At 61.7% G+C, this 21,778-nt stretch carries 18 protein-coding genes; 9 read left to right on the top strand and 9 right to left on the bottom strand.

Going from position 1 to position 21,778, the window contains the following annotated elements:
• The first annotated feature begins 71 nt into the window (after window positions 1-71).
• From ribA to AB4N85_RS18385, 3 genes are read left to right on the top strand one after another with little or no spacing between them, the layout of a single operon-like run.
• Window positions 72-689, top strand: coding sequence for a GTP cyclohydrolase II (ribA, locus tag AB4N85_RS18395; RefSeq protein ID WP_041477692.1), 618 nt, complete (start codon window positions 72-74; stop codon window positions 687-689).
• Window positions 686-1,105 carry a hypothetical protein gene (locus tag AB4N85_RS18390; protein ID WP_041477693.1) on the top strand — a complete coding sequence of 140 codons (420 nt, stop codon included), beginning with the start codon at window positions 686-688 and terminating at the stop codon, window positions 1,103-1,105. The genes ribA and AB4N85_RS18390 overlap by 4 nt, the downstream gene beginning before the upstream one ends.
• Window positions 1,105-1,905 (top strand): cobalamin-binding protein, encoded by an 801-nt coding sequence (locus AB4N85_RS18385; protein ID WP_460065390.1) that lies wholly within the window; start codon window positions 1,105-1,107, stop codon window positions 1,903-1,905. The genes AB4N85_RS18390 and AB4N85_RS18385 overlap by 1 nt, the downstream gene beginning before the upstream one ends.
• Before the next feature lie 136 nt (window positions 1,906-2,041).
• On the opposite strand, the gene AB4N85_RS18380 is transcribed toward AB4N85_RS18385, so the two are convergent.
• The 4 genes from AB4N85_RS18380 to AB4N85_RS18365 all read right to left on the bottom strand — a co-directional run bounded on the left by AB4N85_RS18380 (window position 2,042) and on the right by AB4N85_RS18365 (window position 7,182).
• A complete protein-coding gene (locus AB4N85_RS18380; protein WP_460065388.1) occupies window positions 2,042-3,925 on the bottom strand; it encodes a TonB-dependent receptor domain-containing protein in 1,884 nt (627 codons plus the stop codon).
• Between the two features lie 140 nt (window positions 3,926-4,065).
• On the bottom strand, window positions 4,066-5,964 hold the full coding sequence (gene dxs, locus AB4N85_RS18375) for a 1-deoxy-D-xylulose-5-phosphate synthase (protein WP_460065385.1): 1,899 nt from the start codon (window positions 5,962-5,964) through the stop codon (window positions 4,066-4,068).
• Between the two features lie 91 nt (window positions 5,965-6,055).
• Window positions 6,056-6,943 carry a (2E,6E)-farnesyl diphosphate synthase gene (gene ispA, locus AB4N85_RS18370; RefSeq protein WP_150742327.1) on the bottom strand — a complete coding sequence of 296 codons (888 nt, stop codon included), beginning with the start codon at window positions 6,941-6,943 and terminating at the stop codon, window positions 6,056-6,058.
• A complete protein-coding gene (locus tag AB4N85_RS18365) occupies window positions 6,940-7,182 on the bottom strand; it encodes an exodeoxyribonuclease VII small subunit (RefSeq protein WP_016772991.1) in 243 nt (80 codons plus the stop codon). Before AB4N85_RS18365 ends, ispA begins: the two co-directional genes overlap by 4 nt.
• Window positions 7,183-7,680: 498 nt before the next feature.
• Here AB4N85_RS18365 and AB4N85_RS18360 point away from each other — a divergent pair, with 498 nt between their 5' ends.
• Genes AB4N85_RS18360 through AB4N85_RS18335 form a run of 6 tightly spaced genes read left to right on the top strand, consistent with a single transcriptional unit; the run spans window position 7,681 to window position 17,863 of the window.
• Window positions 7,681-8,472, top strand: coding sequence for a YfaP family protein (locus AB4N85_RS18360; protein ID WP_252878968.1), 792 nt, complete (start codon window positions 7,681-7,683; stop codon window positions 8,470-8,472).
• A 35-nt stretch (window positions 8,473-8,507) separates the two neighbouring features.
• Window positions 8,508-10,220: a DUF2138 domain-containing protein gene (locus AB4N85_RS18355; RefSeq protein WP_460065380.1), complete on the top strand. Its 1,713-nt coding sequence runs from the start codon at window positions 8,508-8,510 to the stop codon at window positions 10,218-10,220.
• On the top strand, window positions 10,205-10,855 hold the full coding sequence (locus AB4N85_RS18350; protein WP_095181920.1) for a DUF1175 domain-containing protein: 651 nt from the start codon (window positions 10,205-10,207) through the stop codon (window positions 10,853-10,855). The genes AB4N85_RS18355 and AB4N85_RS18350 overlap by 16 nt, the downstream gene beginning before the upstream one ends.
• Complete coding sequence (locus AB4N85_RS18345; protein ID WP_460065377.1) at window positions 10,852-15,426, top strand: alpha-2-macroglobulin family protein; 4,575 nt, start codon at window positions 10,852-10,854, stop codon at window positions 15,424-15,426. The genes AB4N85_RS18350 and AB4N85_RS18345 overlap by 4 nt, the downstream gene beginning before the upstream one ends.
• 1 nt (window position 15,427) lies before the next feature.
• Window positions 15,428-17,047: a DUF2300 domain-containing protein gene (locus tag AB4N85_RS18340; protein WP_460065374.1), complete on the top strand. Its 1,620-nt coding sequence runs from the start codon at window positions 15,428-15,430 to the stop codon at window positions 17,045-17,047.
• 3 nt (window positions 17,048-17,050) lie between these two features.
• A complete protein-coding gene (locus AB4N85_RS18335; protein WP_460065371.1) occupies window positions 17,051-17,863 on the top strand; it encodes a YfaP family protein in 813 nt (270 codons plus the stop codon).
• A 62-nt stretch (window positions 17,864-17,925) separates the two neighbouring features.
• On the opposite strand, the gene AB4N85_RS18330 is transcribed toward AB4N85_RS18335, so the two are convergent.
• The 5 genes from AB4N85_RS18330 to AB4N85_RS18310 all read right to left on the bottom strand — a co-directional run bounded on the left by AB4N85_RS18330 (window position 17,926) and on the right by AB4N85_RS18310 (window position 21,688).
• On the bottom strand, window positions 17,926-18,096 hold the full coding sequence (locus AB4N85_RS18330) for a hypothetical protein (RefSeq protein WP_016772997.1): 171 nt from the start codon (window positions 18,094-18,096) through the stop codon (window positions 17,926-17,928).
• A gap of 418 nt (window positions 18,097-18,514) precedes the next feature.
• Window positions 18,515-19,261 (bottom strand): S24 family peptidase, encoded by a 747-nt coding sequence (locus tag AB4N85_RS18325; protein WP_041477707.1) that lies wholly within the window; start codon window positions 19,259-19,261, stop codon window positions 18,515-18,517.
• A 319-nt stretch (window positions 19,262-19,580) separates the two neighbouring features.
• On the bottom strand, window positions 19,581-20,108 hold the full coding sequence (ppa, locus tag AB4N85_RS18320; RefSeq protein ID WP_003205933.1) for an inorganic diphosphatase: 528 nt from the start codon (window positions 20,106-20,108) through the stop codon (window positions 19,581-19,583).
• A gap of 112 nt (window positions 20,109-20,220) precedes the next feature.
• Window positions 20,221-21,033, bottom strand: coding sequence for a M90 family metallopeptidase (locus AB4N85_RS18315; protein ID WP_252886859.1), 813 nt, complete (start codon window positions 21,031-21,033; stop codon window positions 20,221-20,223).
• Between the two features lie 4 nt (window positions 21,034-21,037).
• Entirely contained in the window at window positions 21,038-21,688 is a 651-nt protein-coding gene (locus tag AB4N85_RS18310; RefSeq protein WP_095181915.1) for a DedA family protein, read from the bottom strand.
• Window positions 21,689-21,778: the final 90 nt, after the last annotated feature.

Here is a 21,778-nt window from a genome sequence, read left to right as displayed (position 1 = left end):
AGCGTCTACAGGAACCTGCTGTTACAATGCCCGCCTGCGAATTTTCAGTCTTCTAGATCAGGAGCACATCGGTGCCTGTCGTCTTCGTCGCCGCTTCCAAGCTGCCAACGCCTTTTGCGCAATTCACCATGCACGGCTTTCTCGATGAGAGCACCGGGCGTGAGCACGTCGTGCTGAGCCTCGGTGAAATTGCCGATGGCGCCCCGGTACTCGGTCGCCTGCATTCCGAATGCCTGACCGGCGATGCCTTGTTCAGCCAGCGTTGCGACTGCGGCTCGCAACTGGAAGCCGCGTTGCAGGCGATCGCCCGCGAAGGCCGGGGCGTGCTGCTGTATCTGCGTCAGGAAGGGCGTGGCATCGGTCTGCTGAACAAGATTCGCGCCTACGAATTGCAGGACGGCGGCGCCGACACCGTGGAAGCCAACGAGCGTCTGGGCTTTGCTGCCGATCAGCGCGACTACGCCATGTGCCTGCCGATGCTCGAACACTTGGGCGTGAAATCCCTGCGTCTGATGACCAACAACCCGCGCAAGGTCAAAGCGCTGACGGACATGGGCATCGTCGTCGCCGAACGCGTGCCGCTGCACACCGGCCACAATCCGCACAACAAACTCTACCTGGCCACCAAGGCCAGCAAGCTCGACCACATGATGGGCAACGAGCATCAGGGCGAGGCCGACCGCGCGTGACCCGCGGCCAGGTGCGGCGGCGGTTGGCGGTGGCCTGGTGGCAATACCTGGCGCTGGCGCTGTTGCCGCTGTTCGTGCTCAACGCGCTGTTCGGTGAAGGCCAGGGCCTGTTGCCAGTGCTGGCAATGCCGTTGTTCATCGCCGGCGTCGCCTCGATGTTTGTCAGCCTGAAGTATTTCGCCCGCTACAAACACGCCCTGATCGCCACGCAAAAAGCCCTCGATACCGCCGAAGAACCCGCCGCCTGGATTGCCCTTGCGGCGCGTCGGCGTACGGCGTTGCTAGTAGCGTCCTTGCCGGCCTGGATTGGCGCACTGGCGGTGTTCGTCGGCCTCGAAGCCGTGCCGTTGATGCTGCTGGCGCTGTCCACCGCCGTGCTGTTCTACCTCTACCGTATTCCGCGTCAACTCGGTTGATGCCTCGCCTGTGGCTGGCGGTTCTGCTGCTCGCCCTGAGCAGTCAGGTGCCGGCCGCATTGCGGGTGGTCAGCCTCGCGCCGTCGCTTTCCGAAATCGTCATTGAACTGGACTCTGCCGACCTGTTGGTCGGCGTGCTGGATGCGGGCGAGCGGCCGCCGGCAATTGCCGATGTTGCGTCTGTGGGGCGCTACGGTCAGCTCGACATGGAGCGCTTGCTCAGCCTGAAACCGGATTTGCTGCTGCTCTGGCCCGGCAGCGTCGGCGCCGGGCAGCGTGATCAGCTCAAACGTCTGAACATTCCAACCTTCGTCGCCGAGCCGCACACGTTGACGCAACTGGCGACGCAGATCGAAGCCATTGCCGAACAGCTCGGGCGCCCTGAGCGTGGGGCGAAACGAGCGGCCAAATTGCGCGAGCAGCTGAATGATCTGCGCCAGCGTTATCGTCGTGATGTGCCGCTGCGGGTGTTTTATCAGGTCTGGGACAAGCCGCTGTACACCGTCGGTGGCGGGCAGATCATCAGCGATGCGCTTGAGGTGTGCGGCGCGCGCAATATTTTCGCCGAGCTGAATCTGCCGGCACCACAAGTGAGTATCGAGGCGGTATTGCAGCGTGATCCCGAGGTTATTGTCGCCGGTGATCAGGTCCAGCTAGGGGCGTGGAAGACCTGGCCGCAGGTGGCAGCAGTCAGGCAGGGGAGACTGCTATTGGTCACTGACAAAGGCCTTGAGCGACCGAGCGGGCAGATGATCAGCGCGACTGCCAAGCTTTGCCAATTGATCGCGCCGGATCGGTAGATCGTATCGCCTGTATTCGCGAGCAGGCTCGCTCCCACACTGGACTTGCGGTGAAAACAAAAGGTGTGGCCGCACTCCGTCAACTGTGGGAGCGAGCCTGCTCGCGAAGAGGCCAGCCCGCCAAAAAAATCTCAGCTCAGAGTTCAGGGGTCCAGGTCACCCCGAACATCCACGCCCGACCTTCTTCGCGATAGCCATACTGCGCGCCGTCATAGCTGTAGTTCGCCCGGCTGTAACCCTTGTCCAGCAGGTTATCCACCTTCAGATCCAGCTTGATCTCACGAGTAAGCGCCCAACTGCTGCGCAGCCCGAGCGTGCCGTAGCCGCCCAGCGACTGGGTGTTGTTCAAGTCGTCGTAACTGCCACTGACCAATTGCCAACTGGCGCCCACACCCAAGCGATCAAACTGCCGATCCAGATCCCAACTGGCCGTGCGCCGCGCCCGTCGGGCCAGCGTATGCCCGGTATCGCGATCTCGCGGGTCAATGATCGCCACGCCGAGATTGCTCTGCCAGCCAAACAGCTCCTGCTTCAGCGCTGCTTCAAAACCGTTGATGCGCGCTGACGCAACGTTCTGCGGGCGTGAGTTGCTACCGAAGATGATCGCGTCTTGCAGATCGGTGCGGTAAATCGAGGCCTCCAGCCGCGCGCTGTCGCTCAATTGGCTGCGCCATTGCAGTTCGTAGCTTTTTGAGGTTTCCGGTTTCAGGTCGGGATTGCTGAAATCCGGGTAGTACAGGTCGTTGAAGGTCGGCGCGCGGAAACCTTCGCTGTAGCTCAGCAGCACGTCGTTATCCGGATTGAGCGGCAGGGTGAAAGTGTCGCTCCAAGTGTTCTGGCTGCCGAACTGCTGGTTGTCGTCGTGGCGCACGCCGATCTCGGTGGAGAAGCTGTCGGCCTGATAGCGATGCTGGATGAACGCGGCGCGATTCCAGCGGCTGTCCTCGTCAAACGCAGTGCTGCTGTTGACCCGGTCTTCGTACCAGTCGCCGCCCAGAATCAGGCTGTTGCGCGCGTCCAGCGTCAGGTCGTTCTGCCAGTTCATCGAGTCGCGATAGGTGTTGAACACCGTGCGCTCGTCGCTGAGCTTGTCGAAGGTCTTTTCGCGGTTTTCGCTGTGGCCGAATTCGATGCGGGTTTTCCAGGTTTCGTTGACCCGCGCATCGACGTAACTGCTCACGCTACTGATATTGAAGTCGCTGTACGGCTGCTGTTGCACCGACTCAAACGTGTCCATGTCGAAGCGGCCGAACGGATTGTCGAATTCGCTCCTGCCACGGTTATCCAGCAGATTGGCGCCGATTTCGATGTCCTCGTTCAGCGCGTGGCTGAGGCTCAGGCTGAGGGATTTGTTGCGGTAGGCGTCATGGTCGCTGTCGCTTGGATACGACTCATGGGTACGGTCGATCCCGGCCGTTTCGTCGAGACTGGCGCCGAGGTTGAAGCGGGTTTTCTCGTCGCCGCCGGACAAGCCGAGGCTGCGCTCCCATGTCTGCTGACTGCCGAAGCCCAGATGCAGGCGTGGCTGCAAGCCTTGCCCAGTGCCGCGTCGGGTGAAGATCTGGATCACCCCGCCAATCGCGTCGCTGCCGTAAATCACCGAGCGTGAACCACGCAGCACTTCGACGCGCTCGATCTGCTCGATGTTCAGATGTTGCAGATTGCTGTCGCCGGAAGTCGAATTGCCGATGCGCTGGCCATCGACCAGCACCAGGCTCTGCGCCGATTGCGTGCCGCGAATGTAGATCCCCGGCAGACTGCCGCGCCCGCCAGTCTGCGCCACTTGCACGCCGGGCACGCGACGCAGCAGATCGGGCACGTCGCTTGGTTGCAGGCGATCAATGTCTTCGCGGGTGAACACGGTGTTGGCGGCGCTGCTGTCGTTGCGCGCCTCGACCTGACGATTGGCGCTGATCAGCGTGTCCGGCAGCTTCAGCGCCTGATCGCGCTCGAAGGTGTCGGCGACAGCGCTTGCGGTTGGCAGCAGGAGGAAGGGCAGGGCGAGGCGGGAGAGGTTCATGGCAATCTATGGTCTTTGCAAAACCATGTAGGAGCTGCCGAAGGCTGCGATCTTTTGATTTTGCTTTTTAAAGGTTCCGGAGCTGCCGAAGAGCAAGATCAAAAGATCGCAGCCTTCGGCAGCTCCTACAAGGGATTGCGTCAGCTGTTGAGCAATGCCAGCCGCTGGCGAATCGACGCTTCGATCCCAGCCTCATCCAGCCCGCACTCGGCAAGCATCTGGGCCGGTTTCGCATGCTCGACGTAAATGTCCGGCAAGCCCAGATGCAGCATCGACTTGAGGATGTTCTCGCGGGCGAGGAATTCGCTGACCGCGCCACCGGCGCCGCCCATGATTGCGTTCTCTTCGATAGTCACCAGCAACTCGTGGTTGCCGGCGATCTCGCGCACCAGCGCTTCATCCAGCGGTTTGACGAAACGCATGTCGACCACGGTGGCGTCGAGCTTCTCGGCGACTTTCAAGGCTTCGCTCAGTTGCACGCCGAACACCAGCATGGCGACCTTGCTGCCCTGACGACGGACGATGCCCTTGCCGATTTCGATCGCTTCGAGATCTTTTTCAATGACTGCATTCGGCCCGCTGCCACGCGGGTAACGCACTGCCGCCGGGCCGTTGTAGAGGTGGCCGGTGGTGAGCATTTTGCGCAATTCGTTTTCATCGCTCGGGGTCATGATGACCATGCCCGGGATGCAGCGCAGGTAGGACAGGTCATAGCTGCCAGCGTGGGTCGGGCCGTCTTCGCCGACCAGGCCAGCGCGGTCAATGGCGAACAGCACGTCGAGGTTCTGCACGGCGACGTCGTGTACCAATTGGTCGTAACCGCGTTGCAGGAATGTCGAGTAGATCGCCACTACCGGTTTCGCGCCTTCGCAGGCCATGCCGGCGGCGAAAGTGACCGCGTGCTGCTCGGCAATCGCCACGTCGAAATAACGCTCGGGGAAGCGCTCGCTGAACGCCACAAGATCCGAGCCTTCCTTCATCGCCGGGGTGATCCCGACCAGGCGAGCGTCAGCCGCCGCCATGTCGCACAGCCACTCGCCGAACACCGCCGAATACTTCGGCCCGCTGGCGGCTTTCGGCGCGGCGGCCGGGGCGTCCAGTGGTTCGAGTTTGGTGATGGCGTGGTAGCCGATCGGGTCAACTTCCGCCGGGGCGAAGCCTTTGCCTTTTTTGGTGACGATGTGCAGGAACTGCGGGCCTTTGAGATCGCGCATGTTGCGCAGGGTGGCGATCAAGGTTGGCAGATCGTGGCCGTCGATCGGGCCGATGTAATTCCAGCCCAGCTCTTCGAACAGGGTGCCGGGGACCAGCATGCCTTTGGCATATTCTTCGGTACGACGGGCGATTTCCCAGGCGCCGGGCAGGCGCGAAAGGACTTTCTTGCTGCCCTCGCGCATGCTTGCGTAGGTGCGGCTGGAAAGGATCTTCGCCAGATAATTCGACAGCCCGCCGACGTTGCGCGAGATCGACATATCGTTGTCGTTGAGAATCACCAGCATGTTGGCGTTCACTTCCGGCGCATGGTTGAGCGCCTCGAAGGCCATGCCGGCGGTCAGCGCGCCGTCGCCGATCACGGCAATGGCCTTGCGATCGCTGTCCTGCAGGCGGGCAGCAATGGCCATGCCCAGCGCAGCGCTGATCGAGGTGCTGGAGTGGCCGACGCCAAAGGTGTCGTACTCGCTCTCGGAGCGGCGCGGGAATGCGGCAATGCCGTCCTTCTGACGCAGGCTGGCCATGCGCTCGCGGCGACCGGTGAGGATCTTGTGCGGATACGCCTGATGCCCGACGTCCCACAGCAGACGGTCGTCCGGGGTGTCGAAGACGTAATGCAGCGCGATGGTCAGCTCGATCACGCCCAGGCCGGCACCGAAATGCCCACCGGTCTGGCCGACCGTGTAGAGCAATTCCAGGCGCAACTCATCGGCCAGGGTTTCCAGCTCGGCTTCGCCTAACCGGCGCAGGCCGTCCGGCGTGTTCGCGCGGTCGAGCAGGGGCGTGGTCGGGCGCTTGCGGGGAATCTCATGAAACGTCGTGGGCATCAGGCGAATCGTTATAGGTATAAAAGATGCGGCAGTTTACCTGATGCATCGGCCCCTGCCCACGCGTTGGTCTTTTTTGGCCGATACGCCGTCAGTTGCGCCGCTCGACGATATACCGCGCCAGCTCGCGCAGCGGCTCGGCGGCCGCGTCAAACGGTCGCAGCGCCTGCAGGGCCTGATCGCGCAGTTCCAGAGCGTAGGCCTTGGCAGCGTCGAGGCCGAGCAGGGCCGGGTAGGTCGGTTTGTCCCGGGCAATGTCGGCGCCCTGACGTTTGCCGAGGGTCGCGGTATCGCTTTCCACGTCGAGGATGTCGTCCTGCACCTGAAAGGCCAGGCCGATGGCCTGTGCATAAGTCTGCAATGCCTGCAGCTGATCAGGCTGGGCGCGGCCGCTGGCCAGGGCACCAAGCTTGACGCTGACTTCAATCAGCGCGCCGGTCTTGTGTCGGTGCATCTGCTCGAGGGCCGTTTGATCGAGCTTGAGACCGACCGAGCCGAGGTCGATGGCCTGGCCACCGACCATGCCCGCCGGACCGGCTGCGTGGGCCAGCGCCGTGACCATCTGCAGACGGATTTCGCTGCTGCAATCGCTCAGGCGCGGGTCGAGCAGGGCGCTGAAGGCCAGGCTCTGCAAGCCGTCACCGGCGAGGATCGCGCAGGCTTCGTCGAATTTCTTGTGGGTCGTCGGCTGGCCGCGACGCAGATCGTCGTCGTCCATCGCCGGCAAATCGTCATGCACCAGCGAGTAGGCGTGGATCAACTCGACCGCACAGGCCGCGCCACTGGCCTGTTCAGCCTTTGCGCCGAGGGCTTCGCACGCCGCGTAAGCCAGCAACGGGCGCACGCGCTTGCCGCCGTTCATCACGCTGTAGCGCATCGCTTCGTAGAGCCGCGCCAGTTCCGGCAGCGGCGCGTTGAACAGCGTTTCCAGCGCCGCGTTGACCCGGGCCTGACTGCTCGCCGAATACGCCGCGATCATTCTGGCTCATCCGCGTCGAAGGGTTCCTCGGCGAGCTCGCCATCGCGCTCCAGCAGCACCTGCACTTTTTGCTCGGCCTGGGCCAGCGCCGCCTGGCAGTCACGGGTCAGGCCGATGCCCTGCTCGAAAGCGGTCAGCGAGTCTTCCAGCGACAATTCACCGTTCTCCAGACGCTCGACCAGTGTTTGCAGGTCGGCGAGGGATTGTTCGAAATCCAGTGCAGCTTTTTTGCGGGCCATGGCGGCAACTTCCGGTAGACGTTAAACCGGCGCGACACTAGCAGATAGGGGGGGTATGGGCAAATGAGGCGCCCCACCCAAAGCCGCGCACATGACCCCGTGGCGAGGGGATTTATCCCCGCTGGGTTGCGTAGCAACCCTAAAACCAGACAACCGATACTCTCAGGAAAATCGAAGTCGCCGGTTTTACGACTGCTGCGCAGCCGAGCTGGGATAAATCCCCTCGTCACAAAGTTAATGTGAAGTTTCGGGGCTGAGGCTTATTCGGCTCATTTTGTGAGCCGAATAACTTCGCTATTCGGCTCACGCCCTCTCGAAAGCGAGATTCCTACAGCAATCACACATGTATCCGATTGTTAAAAAACTGCCAAATCGCTAATCTTCGCGGCTTCTACGGCCCCGACAGTTGCGGGGCATTCAGACGAAACGCAGTTCACCGCTGTGAAGTACCGAGGATCGGGTGCAAGGTTTCGTTCAAGGCATGGCAGGAGGCGTCACATGCGTTCATTTCTTTTGCTGCTGATCGGCTTCGCCTGCGCGCCTGTGCTGTGGGCCGCGCCGGCTGCGCAATTGTCCGAGCCGGTCGGCGGCTGGCGTTATCACGGCCTGCTCGATCGCTCGGAAAATTCGCAGGTCGCCTACCCGACGCCGCCGATCGATCGCGGCATTCAGCGCAATCGCACGATGATCCAGGGCCAGCTCAAAGCCCTCGGCCACATGCGTCCGCCGCACAGCCTCGCCGTCAACGGCAATCCATTGAATCTGTACACCGATGATCAGGGACGTTTTGCCCGGCCCTACGCATTTGGCGCCGGTTCCAACAGCGTCGAAGTGATCAGCGCCGAGGGCCAGTCGCTCAAGCGCGTGCAATTTTATGAAGCAAATAATCTGCGCACGCCGGCGCAGATTCGTCTTGTCTTGGGATGGGACGACCCGAAAGCCGAGCTGGATCTGCATATTGTCACCCCCGACGGTCAGCATGCCTTTTGGGCACGGCCGGCGCTGAGCAATGGCGGCGGCCTCGACCCGGATGGTGTCGACGGCCCCGGCCCGGAAATGTTCACCATGACCGCGCCGCTGCACGGCACGTATCTGGTCTACGTCAACTATTGGGGCAACTACGGCGATGGTGGCTATAACTTCGAGGAAACCAGTAATCAGAACGAGGTGATCACCTCGCAGATCACCCTGGTGCTCAACGAAAACACCGTCGACGAAAAACGCGAAACCTTCATCGTGCCCCTGCGGGCGATCGGTGATCTGTTGCTGGTCAAGACTTTCAACTATTAAGCATCCCGCCACGGATGAACTCGGATGTTGTGAACATGAGCGATAACACTGTGACTCCAGCTGCCGCGACACCGGCGGCCAAACCTTCGCGGCGCTGGCCGCTGGTCGTGCTCGGCCTGTGCCTGGTGGCCGGTGTGGCGGGCGGTTTCGGCTGGCTGCTGCTCAAGCCCAAAGCGCCGCCGGCGGCACTTGCCAGTGACAGGCTCGGCCTCGGTCGTCCGGACGCCTTGCTCGAAACTCGTTCGCTGAGCCAGTTGCCCAAGGACCTGCTGACGGTGCCGTTTCTCAAGGCCACGCTCACCGAGGATTTCGTCTTCTATTACGAAACCCACGCCGATCGCCTCGGCCTGATCGGCAGCCTGCGGCGGATCATCTACGAGCATGACCTGAAGTTGCAGGACAGCCTGATCGAGCAGCTTTTCGATCAACCGGCCGATGTTGCGCTGTGGCGTGGCGCCGATGGTCGTTTGAAGGATTTCCTGCTGGTGATGGATCGCGGCGGGTTGGCCAAGCTGCTCGAGCCATTGGCGAAAGTGGCGCTGGATGACACCCAGCTCAGCATCTTCGGCACTCTCAAAGTCGGCAGCGACGAAGTGCCGCTGTATCAACTCAGCTACAACGCCAGCAAATCGCTGCTGTTTGCGTCGCGCGGCGACAAACTGGTGGTGCTGTCCAATCCAGCCAAGTACTACGACCCGGAAAGCGGCGTCTCGGAAGAATCGGGTCGCGTCTCCGCGCAAGCGCTGGCGGCGTTGCTCAACGGTGAAAAACTTTTCCCCGAAGCGTTCGGCTTGCCGGCGAAAAGCCCGGAAACCAAGCAGCGTCTGTCGGTCAATTCCAGCGTGCTCGCCATGGGCTATCAGCGCTTCATCCCGAATTTCGCCGGACTGCGTTTCGACATGGACGACAAGGGCTGGCACAGCTATCTGGCCATGGATGAACTGGAAAACCAGCCGGACTTCGATTTCAAACCGGTCTGGCAAGCGATGCCGCTGGGGGCGAGCGCTTGCGTGACCCTGCCAGTGGCGGCCGAACCGCAGAAGCCGATATTGATCAAACTCGGCGCCGAAGAAGCGGTGGCGCAGACCCTCACCGAACATGTCGCCGGCGCGGCCGGCCTGTGCTGGTACGCCGATTCGCGGTTGTACACGCCGTTGCTGGTCGCCAGCCTCAAAGACGAAGACAGCAGCAAGCTTGACGGTGATCTGGGCAAGTTGTTCGGTTCGATGGTCGGCGCGTTCGAAGCCAACGTCGCCGAAAGCGTATTCCCGGTGATCGACAAGCAGGAAGGCCAGAGCCACGTCTGGCAGCGTCAGGTCAGTTCCAGTTTCGGGCCGTACGCGGCGAAGACCGCCGAAAACCCGGAGGCGATTTCCGGCAAGGCGTTCATGAAAGTCAGCCTCGCCCGTCACGGCTCGACGCTGCTGTTTTCCCTCGACGACAAACTCGTCGACAAAGCCCTCGGCACCCTCGACAAGCGTTTCCCGCCGATGGCCGACGTTTTACCAAAAGACGTACTGATGCCGATCTACCTCGGCCCGGACGCGATGGCGCAACTGATGCAGCGCGAAACCCTCGACAGCCTGCCGCAGGACATGGAGCCGGTGTTCTACAACGCCGCACAAACCTACCTGATACCAAAACTGCGCACCCTTGGCGGCTACGGCAAATATGCCCTGACCCTGCCCGAAGGCAGCGAGCCTGACGGCCACTGGCAATGGCTGCCACTGGAATGGAAAGCGCTGTGAGCGCACTGATCCGCAGCCTTGGCCTGCTCGCGCTGTTGCTGAGCGCAGGTGCCCGCGCAGTTGAGGCGCCGGCACTCGATCCGGCGCAATCACAAGTGTTTCGCGCCTGGTTTGTGCGTATTGCTCAAGAGCAATTGAGCCAAGGCCCAAGCCCGCGCTGGTATCAGCAGGACTGCGCCGGCCTGGTGCGCTTTGCCGCCAACGAAGCGCTGAAAGTCCACGACGACAAATGGCTGCGCAGCAATGGTCTGTCCAATCGCTACCTGCCGCCGGAACTGACGCTGAGCAACGAGCAACGCAAGCTCGCGCAACAGTGGCAGCAGGGCGGCGGCAAGGTCGGGCCGTACGTCAACGCGATCAAACTGATTCAGTTCAACAGCCACCTGGTCGGCCGCGATGTGGCGCAGGCGCGGCCCGGTGACCTGATGTTTTTCGATCAGGGCGACGATCAGCACCTGATGATCTGGATGGGCCGCTACATCGCCTATCACACCGGCACCACCACCCCAACTGACAACGGCATGCGTTCGGCAAGCCTGCAGCAACTCATGACATGGAAGGACACCCGATGGATACCCGACGCAGCCAACCCCAACTTCATCGGCGTCTATCGACTGAACTTTCTCTCCCAATGACCGGTGCCCGCATGTTGCGTATCTGTTCGCGAATTTCTTTGCTGTTAGCGTTGTTGCTGCCGTTTACCTGGGTCAACGCCGAAGACTCGGTGGAGCCGAGCAATTACACGCCGGTGGCCGGTGAGAGTTTCTTCCTGCTCGCCGACAGCAGTTTTGCCAGCGACGAGCCGGCGATGGTCCGCCTCGAAGCCCCGGGTCGTGACTACCGGCGCTTTCGCATGGAGCCGTACGGCGGCGCCGACATTCGCGTATATCGCATCGACAAGCCGCTGGATTTCCTCAAGCGCCAGAAGAACGTGCACCGCGTCGTCAGTGACGGCCAGTTCAAGGGCGAAGGTTTGTCCAACACTCTCGCGTATCTATGGGACAACTGGTATCGCAAATCCCGGCGGGTGATGCAGCGTGCGTTCTCTTACGAATCGCGCAAGCAGGTCACCGAAGAAGTGCCGGAACTGAAAATGGGCGAGGCCATGGCCGCGCCGACGCCGTACGAGGCGCAGCCGCAATTTGCCCTGATCCCGGGTCTTCCGGTGGTCAGCCAGTTCCGTTATCCACTGTGGCAGGCCAAGCCGATTCAGCCGCCGGCCGGGGTCAATCTGGCCGGCTCGTCCAGCGACTTTGTCAGCGTCGCACCGGGCAACGTGTACATCCCGCTGGGCAACCTGAAGCCGGGGCTGTATCTGGTCGAAGCGCTGATCGGCAAGTACCGCGCGACCACCATGGTTTTCGTCTCCAACACCGTCGCGGTGAGCAAGATTGCCGGTGATGAATTGCTGGTCTGGGCCGCGCGCAAACACGAAGGCAGCTCGGTGCCGAAGGTCAATGTGCTGTGGACCGATGGCCTCGGCGTGATGAGCAGCGGTGCTACCGATGCCGACGGTCTGCTGCGTCTGAAACACGTCAGCCCGGAGCGTTCGTTCGTCATCGGCGAGGACGAAGAGGGCGGCGTATTCGTCTCGGAAAACTTCTACTACGACAGCGAAATCTACGACACCAAACTGTATGCCTTCACCGATCGGCCGCTGTATCGCCCGGGCGATTGGGTGTCGCTGAAAATCGTCGGGCGCGAGTTCAAGAATGCCCGTGATTCGGTGCTGCCGGGTGCGGCGGATGTCAGTGTCAGCGTGCTCGATGCCACGGGGACCGAACTGCAAACCCTCAATCTGAAGCTTGATTCGAAAGCAGGTACCCAGGGTCGCTTCCAGTTGCCGGATAACGCCGTGGCCGGTGGTTACGAGATCCGTTTCAACTACAAGGATCAGGCCTACAGCAGTGCTTTCCGCGTCGCCGAATACATCAAGCCGCACTTCGAAATCTCGCTGAATCTGGCCAAGCAGGATTACCGCACCGGTGAGCCGGTGAAAGGCAATCTGGTGCTGCTCTATCCGGACGGCAAACCGGTGGCCAACGCCAAATTGAGCCTGAGCCTGCGCGCCCAGCAACTGTCGATGGTCGACAACGAGCTGCAATACCTCGGGCAATTCCCGGTGGAATTGACCAGCACCGAACTGACTACCGACAGCAAAGGCAACGCGACACTGGATCTGCCAGCGGCGGAAAAACCGAGCCGCTACATGCTCACCGTGTTCGCCAGCGATGGCGCGGCGTATCGGGTCAAGACCACCAAGGAAATCCTCATCGACCGTGGCGCGGCGAGTTTTCGCTTGAGTGCGCCGCAGCGTTTCAGTGCAGTCGGTGACAAGGTTGCCTTCAGCTACGCCAACGAGGGCGGCACCGAACAAAGCAAAGCCGTAACGCCGAGCAGCTACGCCTGGGTGCGCCTGGAAGATCAGAGCACCGGCGAAGGCAAACTCGCCGCAACGGACAAAGGCTTCAGCCTCGCCTTCGAACGTCCGGGCACCTACAACCTGACGCTGAAGGATCAACACGGTCGCGTCCTCGGCGCCACCGGCCACTCGGTCACCGGCGACGGTGTGAAAGCGGTGCCGGGCACAGTGGAAATCGTCCTCGACAAGCCCGAGTACAAGGCGGGCGAAGAAGCGCTGGCGCTGATCACCTTCCCTGAGCCGGTCAGCGACGCACTGCTGTCGCTGGAGCGCGACAAGGTCGAGGCCACTGCGCTGCTGGCCAAGGGCGGCGACTGGCTGAAACTGGAAAAACTCAGCGACACCCAATACCGCGCGCGCATTGCGGTGAAAGACAGCTTCGCGCCGAACCTGACCTTCTCCGTGCTCTACACCAAGGGCGGTCAGTACAGCTTTCAGAACGCCGGGATCAAAGTGGTCGCGCCGCAAATCGACGTGGCGATCAGCACCGACAAAGCGGTGTACCTGCCGGGCGATACGGTCACGGTCGACCTCACCACGCAGTTCGCCGGCAAAGCGGTTCCGGCACACTTGACGGTCAGCGTGGTCGACGAAATGGTCTACGCGCTGCAACCGGAAGTCGCGCCGAGCATTGACCAGTTCTTCTACCACCCACGGCGCAACAACGTGCGCACCAGTGCCAGCCTGTCGTTCATCAGCTACGACGTGGCATTGCCGGGTAGCCCCGGCGCCCCGGGTAAAGCCAATCGCAGCGAACGCGGCGTGAAGGTGCTTGAGCGTCCGCGCCGTGAAGACGTCGACACCGCTGCGTGGCAGCCGGAGCTGTTGACCGGCGCCGACGGCAAAACCCGCTTCACCTTCAAGATGCCGGACTCGCTGACCCGCTGGCGCATCACCGCTCGAGCGATTGCCGATGACGGTCAGGTCGGGCAGAAGAAGCAGTTTGTCCGTTCGGAAAAACCGCTTTACCTGAAGTGGAGCGGGCCGAGCAAATTCCGCAAGGGCGATCAGCCGCAGCTGGGTGTGTTCGCTTTCAGTCAGGCAGAGAAACCGGTCAAGGCGGAACTGGTGACTCACTATGCCGGTACCGAACAACGTCTGCCGGTGACCCTGAACAGCGGCATCAATTACCTGCCACTGCCGGCGTTCGCTTTGGCCTCTGGCGAGTGGACGGCGGAGTTGGTGCAGGACGGCAAAGTCGCCGATGCCCTGGCTGTGCGCTTGAGTGCCACCGGTGAAGGCTGGCAAGTCACGCAAACGCAAAGTCTCGATGTGGTCAGCGGCGACACACCCTTGAGTTTGCCGGCGGATGCCACGGATATCCGCCTGCGTCTGGATGACAGTCCGCAAGCGCTGTTCCGTTCCGCCCTCGATGATCTGCTCGGCTACCCGTACGGCGGCGTCGAGCAGACGGCCAGTCGCTTGCTGCCGCTGAGCATCGCTTATCCATCGCTGGCGTCGAACCCGCAGATTCGCGATCGCTTGCGCCTGATCATGCAGAACAGCCGCCTGCGTCTGGTGCAAATGGCCGGGCCGTCGGCGAGTTTCACCTGGTGGGGCTACGACGGCGAGCCGGATGCATTTCTCACCGCCTATGCCTATTACGCCGACTGGAATGCCAGCCGCGTACTCGAGCTGACCCTGCCGCCGGAGCACTGGCAGCGAGTGCTGGAGGTTTATGCCAAGCAAGCGCCGAACACGCCATTGCTGCAAAGGGCGCTGATTCTGTCGTTCGCCAAACAGATGCAGCTGCCAGTGAACACGCTGCTCAGCGGTTTGATCGACGATCTGGCCAAGGCCGGTGAAGGCGCTGCCGAAACCTTGCTCGACGACGGCCAGGACAGTCTGGTGATGAACGACCCGGATTCGGCACTTGGTCTGGCGACGGCGCGGGTACTCACTGCATCGTTGGCCACGCAGGCGAAAGTTGCTTTGCCGGAGGCGTTCAATCGGCAACTGGGCGTAGCGCAACAACGTCTGGCCGTCAGCTCGCAGCCCTTCGTTGAAGCACTGAACCTGTCGCTGCAACCGTTCGATCAGGCTCGCGCGACGGCGTTGTTGCAACGTCTGTTGCCGCAGCAAACGACACTGGAACGTGCACTGGCGCTGACTTGGCTGCAACGCAGCATCGCTCAGGCCTCGCCGACCATCGCGCTGATGCCGGGTGAGGGCTGGAAGAAAAACTACGGCGCCAGCGGCGAGATGTACTGGACATGGCAAGGCGCGACGCCGTTGCCGAACGTACTGAGCGTGTCCGGCACTCAAGAGCGGCCGTTGCGTGCGGCGCTGAGCTTCCAGACTCAACAGCCGCAGGTCGATCCGATCGCCGTGAGCGTCACTCGGCGCCTGTCGCGACTGGTGCCGGGCGACGAAGCGTTTACCTTCAAACTCGAGCCGGTCGGTACTAAACCGTTGTCCAGCGACAACCTGTACCTGGACGAGGTGATCCTCACCAGCAAAGCGCCGAAACCGCTGCGCTACGGCATGCTCGAAGTGCCGCTGCCACCGGGCGCAGATGTCGAGCGCACCACGTGGGGCATCAAATTGCAGGGCAAGGACGGCACCGAACCGACCGCGCTGGAGAAGGCGCGCTTCGAACCGGGTCAGTTGGCTTACGCGGTGCCGGTTGATGCGCTGAGTGGCGAATTGCGCCTGCGCCATCTGGTGCGCTTCTCGCAGAAGGGCCAGTTCAACCTGCCGCCGGTACGCTTCAAGCAGGTGTATGCGCCGCAGCATCAGGCCCAGGAGGCTAAAGCTGCCCTCGGTCAGGTCACGGTCAACTGACATGCGCCGGCCGCTGTTGTGGCTGCTGATGTGGATGATGCCTGCGCTGGCGACAGCGCAGGACGAGCCGTTGCGCGTGGCCTATCAGGGCGAGTTGTTGTCGTTGAATCAGACGCAACTGATGAAGCGCGAACCGTTGCCAGCGTCGCTGGATGCGCCGCTGGGCAGTCTGTGGAAGTTGTTCGTCTACGCCTGGCTGGTGGATACCGGTGCGCGGGAGCCGGCTTATGAATGTCGCGGGCAGTCCAAAGAAGAAGTTTATTGCTGCTCGGCGGGCGGCAAGATCGAGCGGGATCAGGCACTGGTGAAATCCTGCGGTCTGTATTTCGACCCCGCGCGGTTGGGCATTGCAGAGACGGATTGGCGAGCGTATTGGCAGGCGCGGCAGGCACCGTCGTGGTTGCTGGATTTGCCAGCCGTGCAACCGGCAACAAGGGTTTCGGTTGCCGAGTTATTGAGCGTTCTGGCATTGCTGCCAGCGCAGGATCAGACGCGCCGCGTGCTGCTCGATGTCGTGCTGAACGCGGCGGACGGCAATGTCGTCGGCGAGTTGGGCGGGCGCCTGCGGGTGAAAACCTGGAGTTGGCTCGGCGACCAGGATGCACAATCGCGGCAAGGTGGATTCGCCGGTTGGACCGCCGACGGCACACCGATCTGGGCGGGTGGACGCGGTACCAGTCAAATGGTTCTGCGGCACTACGCTCAGGCGCTGGCCAGCGTGTTGCCGACGGCGTGGCCAGCGGACGCAGGGCGTTGTGTGGAAGTCGGGCTGTTCTCGAAATACCCGGTTTCGAAAGTTCTGGCCGGCGATCGTGTTGCCACGTCCGGGCCATTGCGCGGCGACTATCGCGTCGAATTCGCCAACGGCAACACGCTGGACATCCACAGCGACGGCGAATTGTTTCTGCTCAACGACAAACTCGTCGCAAGGCTTGATCGCGAAGAATATGTCGCCCGCGTTCTTGAGCGCGAAGCCAAACCGCAACCCGCCGAAGCCGCCAAGGCGCTAGCCGTAGCGATCCGCACTTATCTGCTGCAAAACGCCACACGCAACGGCGATTGCCTGAGCATCGACGACAGCAGCAATCGCCAGCGCGTCGCCCCGCGTCCAGCCTCGGCCGAGTCACGCAACATCGCGGCGTGGACGGCGGATCTGGTACTGGCCGGCAGCACCGTCACCTATCACTCCGACCAGCCCGGCCCGGACAAACTCGCCTGGCAGCAAGCCGTCGAGCAAGCGAACGCCGGCCAGCGCTACGACGCGATTCTGCTGCACGCCTATCCACGCGCCAGCCTCAGCCGCTGGGACAACCCGGTCGCCTCCTGCGAAGCATTACCCGCCGCGCAAGACTGGCTGCAAAAGCAGCGACGCGGCTGGCGTCCGAGGCTCGAAAGCGAAACCGGCTACAACGAAGTCAGCACTTTCGCCGTATGCAAACTTGCCTTCGGCCGGCCCTTCGTCGACCGCGAACGCCAGCGCATATACGTGCGCGGCGTGCTGAGCCTGCAGGATCGCCTCGATCTGACCCACGAATATCTGCACCTGGCCTTCGAAGCACACCCCAACGGCCAGGATGAAACCTACATCGAAGGGCTCGCCCATCACCTTTTGCTGGAATAGACCATGACACTCCGTTATCCACAGGTCTTGCTGCTGCTCTGTGCCCTCAACGTACTGCCGCAGGCTCACGCCGCCGATGGCGTCAAACTCGACACCCCGGTCGGCGGCTGGCGCAGCGGCGCACCGCAAGGCGAGGGCGAGAGCTTTCGCCAGACCGTCAACTACCCGGCCTCGTCGGTCAACACACCGCTTGGCCAGGCCAATACCGCGAGAATCAGCGGCCAGATCAAAGCCGTGCCGAAAAACAATGAACCCGGGCGCCTGATCGTCAACGGCGTCAGCATGCCGCTGAAAATCGACCCCGCCGGCGGCTTCGATCGCCCGTTCTCCTTCCCCAATGGCAGCAACAGCGTCGAAGTCCGCAGCGCCGACGGCCAGCAACGCCACCGCACGCAATTCCTCAACGCCCGCGGCGGCGCCACCCCGGCCAAACTGCGCGTGTTGCTGGCCTGGGACAGCGACGGCACCGACCTCGATCTCCATCTGATAACCCCCGACGGCGCCCACATCTGGTACGGCAACCGCAGCGCCGCCAACGGCGCCGCCCTCGACGTCGACGTCACCACCGGCTACGGCCCGGAAATCGCCGCCATGCCCGCGCCGATCAAGGGGCAGTATCTGGTGTATGTGAATTATTACGGCGGCGGGTATCGCGCGGATGACGAAGGTGGAGATGCAGCGGTGCAGGCGCTGACGACCGCGCAGGTGACGGTGATTACTGAAGAAGGCACGCCGAGCGAGAAGATGGAGACGTTTGTAGTGCCGATGCGGACGGCGGGGGAATTGACGCTGGTGAAGTCGTTCAGTTATCCGTGAGGGGAATTTGTCCAACGGGTTGTTGGACAAATTCAGCAACTGTAGCTGGGCGCTCGAACAGCTTACAGATCAGCCAGACTGACCTGCATTCGCTGAGGAGCGGCGAGGCGCTCGTGAACGATGGCGGCAAGTTCGTCATCTTCTTCACTGGCCAACTTATCTTCTGCAGGCGGCTCGCCTCGTTCGGCGGCGCGCTTCAGCGCGTCCTCAATGGGGAATGAGGTTTTGGGCATTTGGTGTTTCCTGCGATATTTGGCGGGACGGTAACCAGTGCATTGGGCGCTATACAAGCTGGAATGCAATTTCAGCAATGGATATGGTTTGTTGCAGGCATTAAAAAGCCGGCTTGTGGCCGGCTTCTCGGGGACTGGCTTGGTTTATTTTTGGTAAACCGCGCCAGCCTTCAAAACGTACATCCGGATCTGCGTCCGGCTGTGGGACTTGGTCAGACGTTGGTCTGCCGCGTCGGGCGTCATCCGAGCCGCTGGGCGGGTCGATGCGCGAATGTGGGGCGCAGGATACTGAGTTTTGCTTTGGATTCCCAGTCTCAAGTGCGGTTTAGAGCGACTGAAGCGCTACAAACTCCGGATTTGTACCGGTTGTCAGGGCCTTTTCGCGGGCAAGCCCGCTCCCACAGGTTCTGGCAAACAATCACAGAAACGGCACCACCGGCCGGCGCTTGCCCAGTGTCGACCACCAGAACACCCAGCCAAGAATATGAATCCGCTGCTCTTCGATCTGCGCTGGCCGGAAGACCTCGTCGGGGTATTCGGCGCTGTTGTGGCTGCGCATGCGCAGGCCGTTGCCGGGCATGCGGTGCAGGTATTTGATGCGCAGCATGCCGTCGTGCTCTACGGCGTAGATTTCGCCGTCGACGACCTGGGTCAGGCCGCGGTCGATGGCGACGATGGAGCCGTCTTCGATGCGATCGGCCATGCTGTTGCCGATCATGTGCGCGCAGATGGCGTTGGCGTGCTGGATGTCGAGTTGATCGAGGTGGGCGCGGGGCAGGCGCAGGGATTGGTCGGGGTCGAGGATGACGTGGGTTTTACCGTCGCCGTTGGCGATCGGGGTTTCCTTGAAAAATGCCAGGTCGATGTCGCTGGGGTTGATGACGGTGTAGACGCCGCAGATGGCCTGGGCATCGAACGTGTCGCCATTGCTGGCGGGTGGGTGCAGGCGCGCGACCTCCTTGACGCCTTCCCCGGTTTTCAGCCATTCACTATTGACCGACAACAGGCGTGAGACTTCTTCCATGCGATACGCCGGGACGCCCCGGGTGTACCAGTTATGAACGTTTTGGGCTTCCGTGCCCCAGAACCTTGCGAAATCCGTGGTGCTGATGTTCGCTGCTTCCAGGAGTGCCTTGAATCGTGGACCGCTAGTGTTCTTTCTCATAAACACGGAGTCTACGGCCGGACTAGAGCGGTTTGAATAAACCGGGCGTTCAAAAAAAGCCTGTATTTTGCGACGGGATGTAAGACGTACTTGTGGGAAATTAAACAGATTAAAACTGCATGTAGGAATTTAAACGGTTTGTTTAGTCGGGCTTTTTCAAGAGCCCCTCACCCCAACCCTCTCCCGGAGGGAGAGGGGGCCGACCAAGGTGTATTTCGAGTTACATAGACCTGAACAACCGAGTCGATTATGCAGACGCCAATAACAAAAAACCCCGGAAATCCGGGGTTTTTTCAAGCGTCACGCAAGGCGCAATTGCTTAGCCCTTGTAGGCGGCAACCGACTTGGTGATCGCTTCGCGGGCGGCGTCTGCGCCGGCCCAGCCTTCGATCTTGACCCACTTGCCCTTCTCGAGATCCTTGTAGTTCGCGAAGAAGTGCTCGATCTGCTGGATCAGCAGGGGTGGCAGGTCGGTGTATTCCTTCACGTCGACGTACAGCTGCGACAGCTTGTCATGTGGCACGGCGATGACTTTGGCATCGCCGCCGCCGTCGTCGGTCATGTTCAGGATGCCGACTGGACGCGCGCGGATCACCGAGCCTGGAGCAACCGGGTAAGGGGTTACGACCAGCACGTCGAGGGGATCACCGTCGTCAGCCAGGGTGTTCGGGATGTAACCGTAGTTGGCCGGGTAGAACATTGGGGTGGCCATGAAACGGTCAACGAACAGGCAATCGCTGTCTTTGTCGATTTCGTATTTGATCGGCGCGTGGTTGGCCGGGATCTCGATCGCGACGTAGATGTCGTTCGGCAGGTCTTTGCCAGCCGGAATCTTGCTGTAGCTCATTGGGCGTTGCCCCCGTAGTTGACCAAAAACACTTGGCCGGATTGACCAAAAAGTGGCGGCGATTATAGGCACATTCCTACGCCGACGCCACGTACCAGAAGTCGTGCAGAGCTCAGTCGTGCGCCTGATAGACCGGGTCTGTGGCCTGAAGTTGCCGCAGTCTGCCCAACGGATCCTGCCGGTAGAAAAGCTGCAGTTGCAAGTAGACCTGTGGATAAGCCTCATGCAGCAGATCCGGGGCGCTGAAGAAGTATTCGCTGGTGACGGCGAAGAACTCCGCCGGGTTCTCGGCGGCATAGGGATCGATGGCGGTTTCGGTGTCGGGATCGTGGTCGAGTTGGCGGTTGAGGTCGTCGTAAGCGGCCTGCATCACTTTGGCCCAGTCGCTGACGCGCATGTCGGTGTGCAGTGGCGGCAGGCCGTTGGCGTCGCCGTTGAGCATATCGAGCTTGTGCGCCAGCTCGTGGATCACCAGGTTGTAGCCTTCCCAGCCACCGCTGGCCTGTACGCCGGGCCAGGCGAGAATCACCGGCCCCTGCTGCCAGGCTTCACCGCTGTGTTCACCGTCCCACTCATGCTCGACGCCGCTGGCATCGCGATGGCGTTGCGGGCTGAGGAAGTCGTCCGGGTACAGCACGATCTCGTGGAAACCCTGGTACCAGTTGAGATCACCGAGATGCATCAGCGGCAACTGTGCTTGCGCGGCGAGCAGCAGGCGTTGCTCCTGATGCAGTTCGACACCGGGCAGGGCGGTCAGGTGTTTGTCGTCGAGAAACAGCACGCAGGCTTCGCGCAACCACTGGTCTTCAGCAGCGCTGATGCCATCGAGGAAGGAGAGTTGATGGCGCACCCGTTGCCACAGGTCGTCGGCAATCGGGTGCCTGGCCAGGAGGCGCCGGCGTCGCCAGGCGCTCAGTGACCACATCGGATCAGTGCGATTGCACTTTGGTGCCGCCGAACCGGCTGCGCACCACGCCGATGATCATCGGCACCAGCGACAGCAGAATGATTGCCACCACCAGCAGCGAGAGGTTTTTCTTGATGAACGGCACGTTGCCGAAGAAGTAACCCAGAGTGACCAGACCGCCGACCCAGAGGATGGTGCCGAGCACGCTGAAGCCGAAGAAACGCGGGTACGGCATCCGCGCCACGCCCGCGACGAACGGCGCGAAGGTGCGGATGATCGGCAGGAAGCGCGCCATGGTCACGGTCTTGCCGCCGTGCTTGTCGTAGAAGTCGTGGGTTTTTTGCAGGTAATCGCGACGGAAGATTTTCGAGTTCGGGTTGCTGAACAGCTTCTCCCCGGCCGTGCGTCCTATCACGTAGTTGGTACTGTCGCCCATGATCGCCGCCAGCATCAGCAGGCCACCGAGCAGCACCGGATCCATGCCGCCGCCGGCCGCCACCGCGCCAGCGATGAACAGCAGCGAGTCACCCGGCAGGAACGGCATCACCACGAGCCCGGTTTCACAGAAGATCACCATAAACAGGATGGCGTAGATCCATGGCCCATAGTTGTTCACCAGCAAATCGAGATACACATCGAGATGCAGGATAAGGTCGAGCGGGTTGAAATCCATGGGGGCACCTGTATGACGGCCCGACTCGGCAGGCCTGTGCGGATGACTTCGTGTAAGCCTACAGCGGGGTGTAGTTTTTCTTACAAGCCG

It is taken from the genome of Pseudomonas sp. H1_G08 (assembly GCF_054681355.1).
Note: the sequence above shows the minus strand (reverse complement) of the source record. Positions and strands in the feature narration are given on the sequence as shown.

Excerpts from the sequence above, each read along its gene's own strand:
- AB4N85_RS18330 (WP_016772997.1), bottom strand. The coding sequence starts at position 18,096 with ATGCCCAAAACCTCATTCCCCATTGAGGACGCGCTGAAGCGCGCCGCC.
- AB4N85_RS18355 (WP_460065380.1), top strand. The coding sequence starts at position 8,508 with ATGAGCGATAACACTGTGACTCCAGCTGCCGCGACACCGGCGGCCAAA.
- AB4N85_RS18315 (WP_252886859.1), bottom strand. The coding sequence starts at position 21,033 with ATGTGGTCACTGAGCGCCTGGCGACGCCGGCGCCTCCTGGCCAGGCAC.
- AB4N85_RS18350 (WP_095181920.1), top strand. The coding sequence starts at position 10,205 with ATGGAAAGCGCTGTGAGCGCACTGATCCGCAGCCTTGGCCTGCTCGCG.
- ispA (WP_150742327.1), bottom strand. The coding sequence starts at position 6,943 with ATGATCGCGGCGTATTCGGCGAGCAGTCAGGCCCGGGTCAACGCGGCG.
- AB4N85_RS18335 (WP_460065371.1), top strand. The coding sequence starts at position 17,051 with ATGACACTCCGTTATCCACAGGTCTTGCTGCTGCTCTGTGCCCTCAAC.
- ppa (WP_003205933.1), bottom strand. The coding sequence starts at position 20,108 with ATGAGCTACAGCAAGATTCCGGCTGGCAAAGACCTGCCGAACGACATC.
- AB4N85_RS18340 (WP_460065374.1), top strand. The coding sequence starts at position 15,428 with ATGCGCCGGCCGCTGTTGTGGCTGCTGATGTGGATGATGCCTGCGCTG.
- dxs (WP_460065385.1), bottom strand. The coding sequence starts at position 5,964 with ATGCCCACGACGTTTCATGAGATTCCCCGCAAGCGCCCGACCACGCCC.
- AB4N85_RS18325 (WP_041477707.1), bottom strand. The coding sequence starts at position 19,261 with ATGAGAAAGAACACTAGCGGTCCACGATTCAAGGCACTCCTGGAAGCA.
- AB4N85_RS18360 (WP_252878968.1), top strand. The coding sequence starts at position 7,681 with ATGCGTTCATTTCTTTTGCTGCTGATCGGCTTCGCCTGCGCGCCTGTG.
- AB4N85_RS18345 (WP_460065377.1), top strand. The coding sequence starts at position 10,852 with ATGACCGGTGCCCGCATGTTGCGTATCTGTTCGCGAATTTCTTTGCTG.
- AB4N85_RS18365 (WP_016772991.1), bottom strand. The coding sequence starts at position 7,182 with ATGGCCCGCAAAAAAGCTGCACTGGATTTCGAACAATCCCTCGCCGAC.
- AB4N85_RS18380 (WP_460065388.1), bottom strand. The coding sequence starts at position 3,925 with ATGAACCTCTCCCGCCTCGCCCTGCCCTTCCTCCTGCTGCCAACCGCA.
- AB4N85_RS18310 (WP_095181915.1), bottom strand. The coding sequence starts at position 21,688 with ATGGATTTCAACCCGCTCGACCTTATCCTGCATCTCGATGTGTATCTC.
- AB4N85_RS18385 (WP_460065390.1), top strand. The coding sequence starts at position 1,105 with ATGCCTCGCCTGTGGCTGGCGGTTCTGCTGCTCGCCCTGAGCAGTCAG.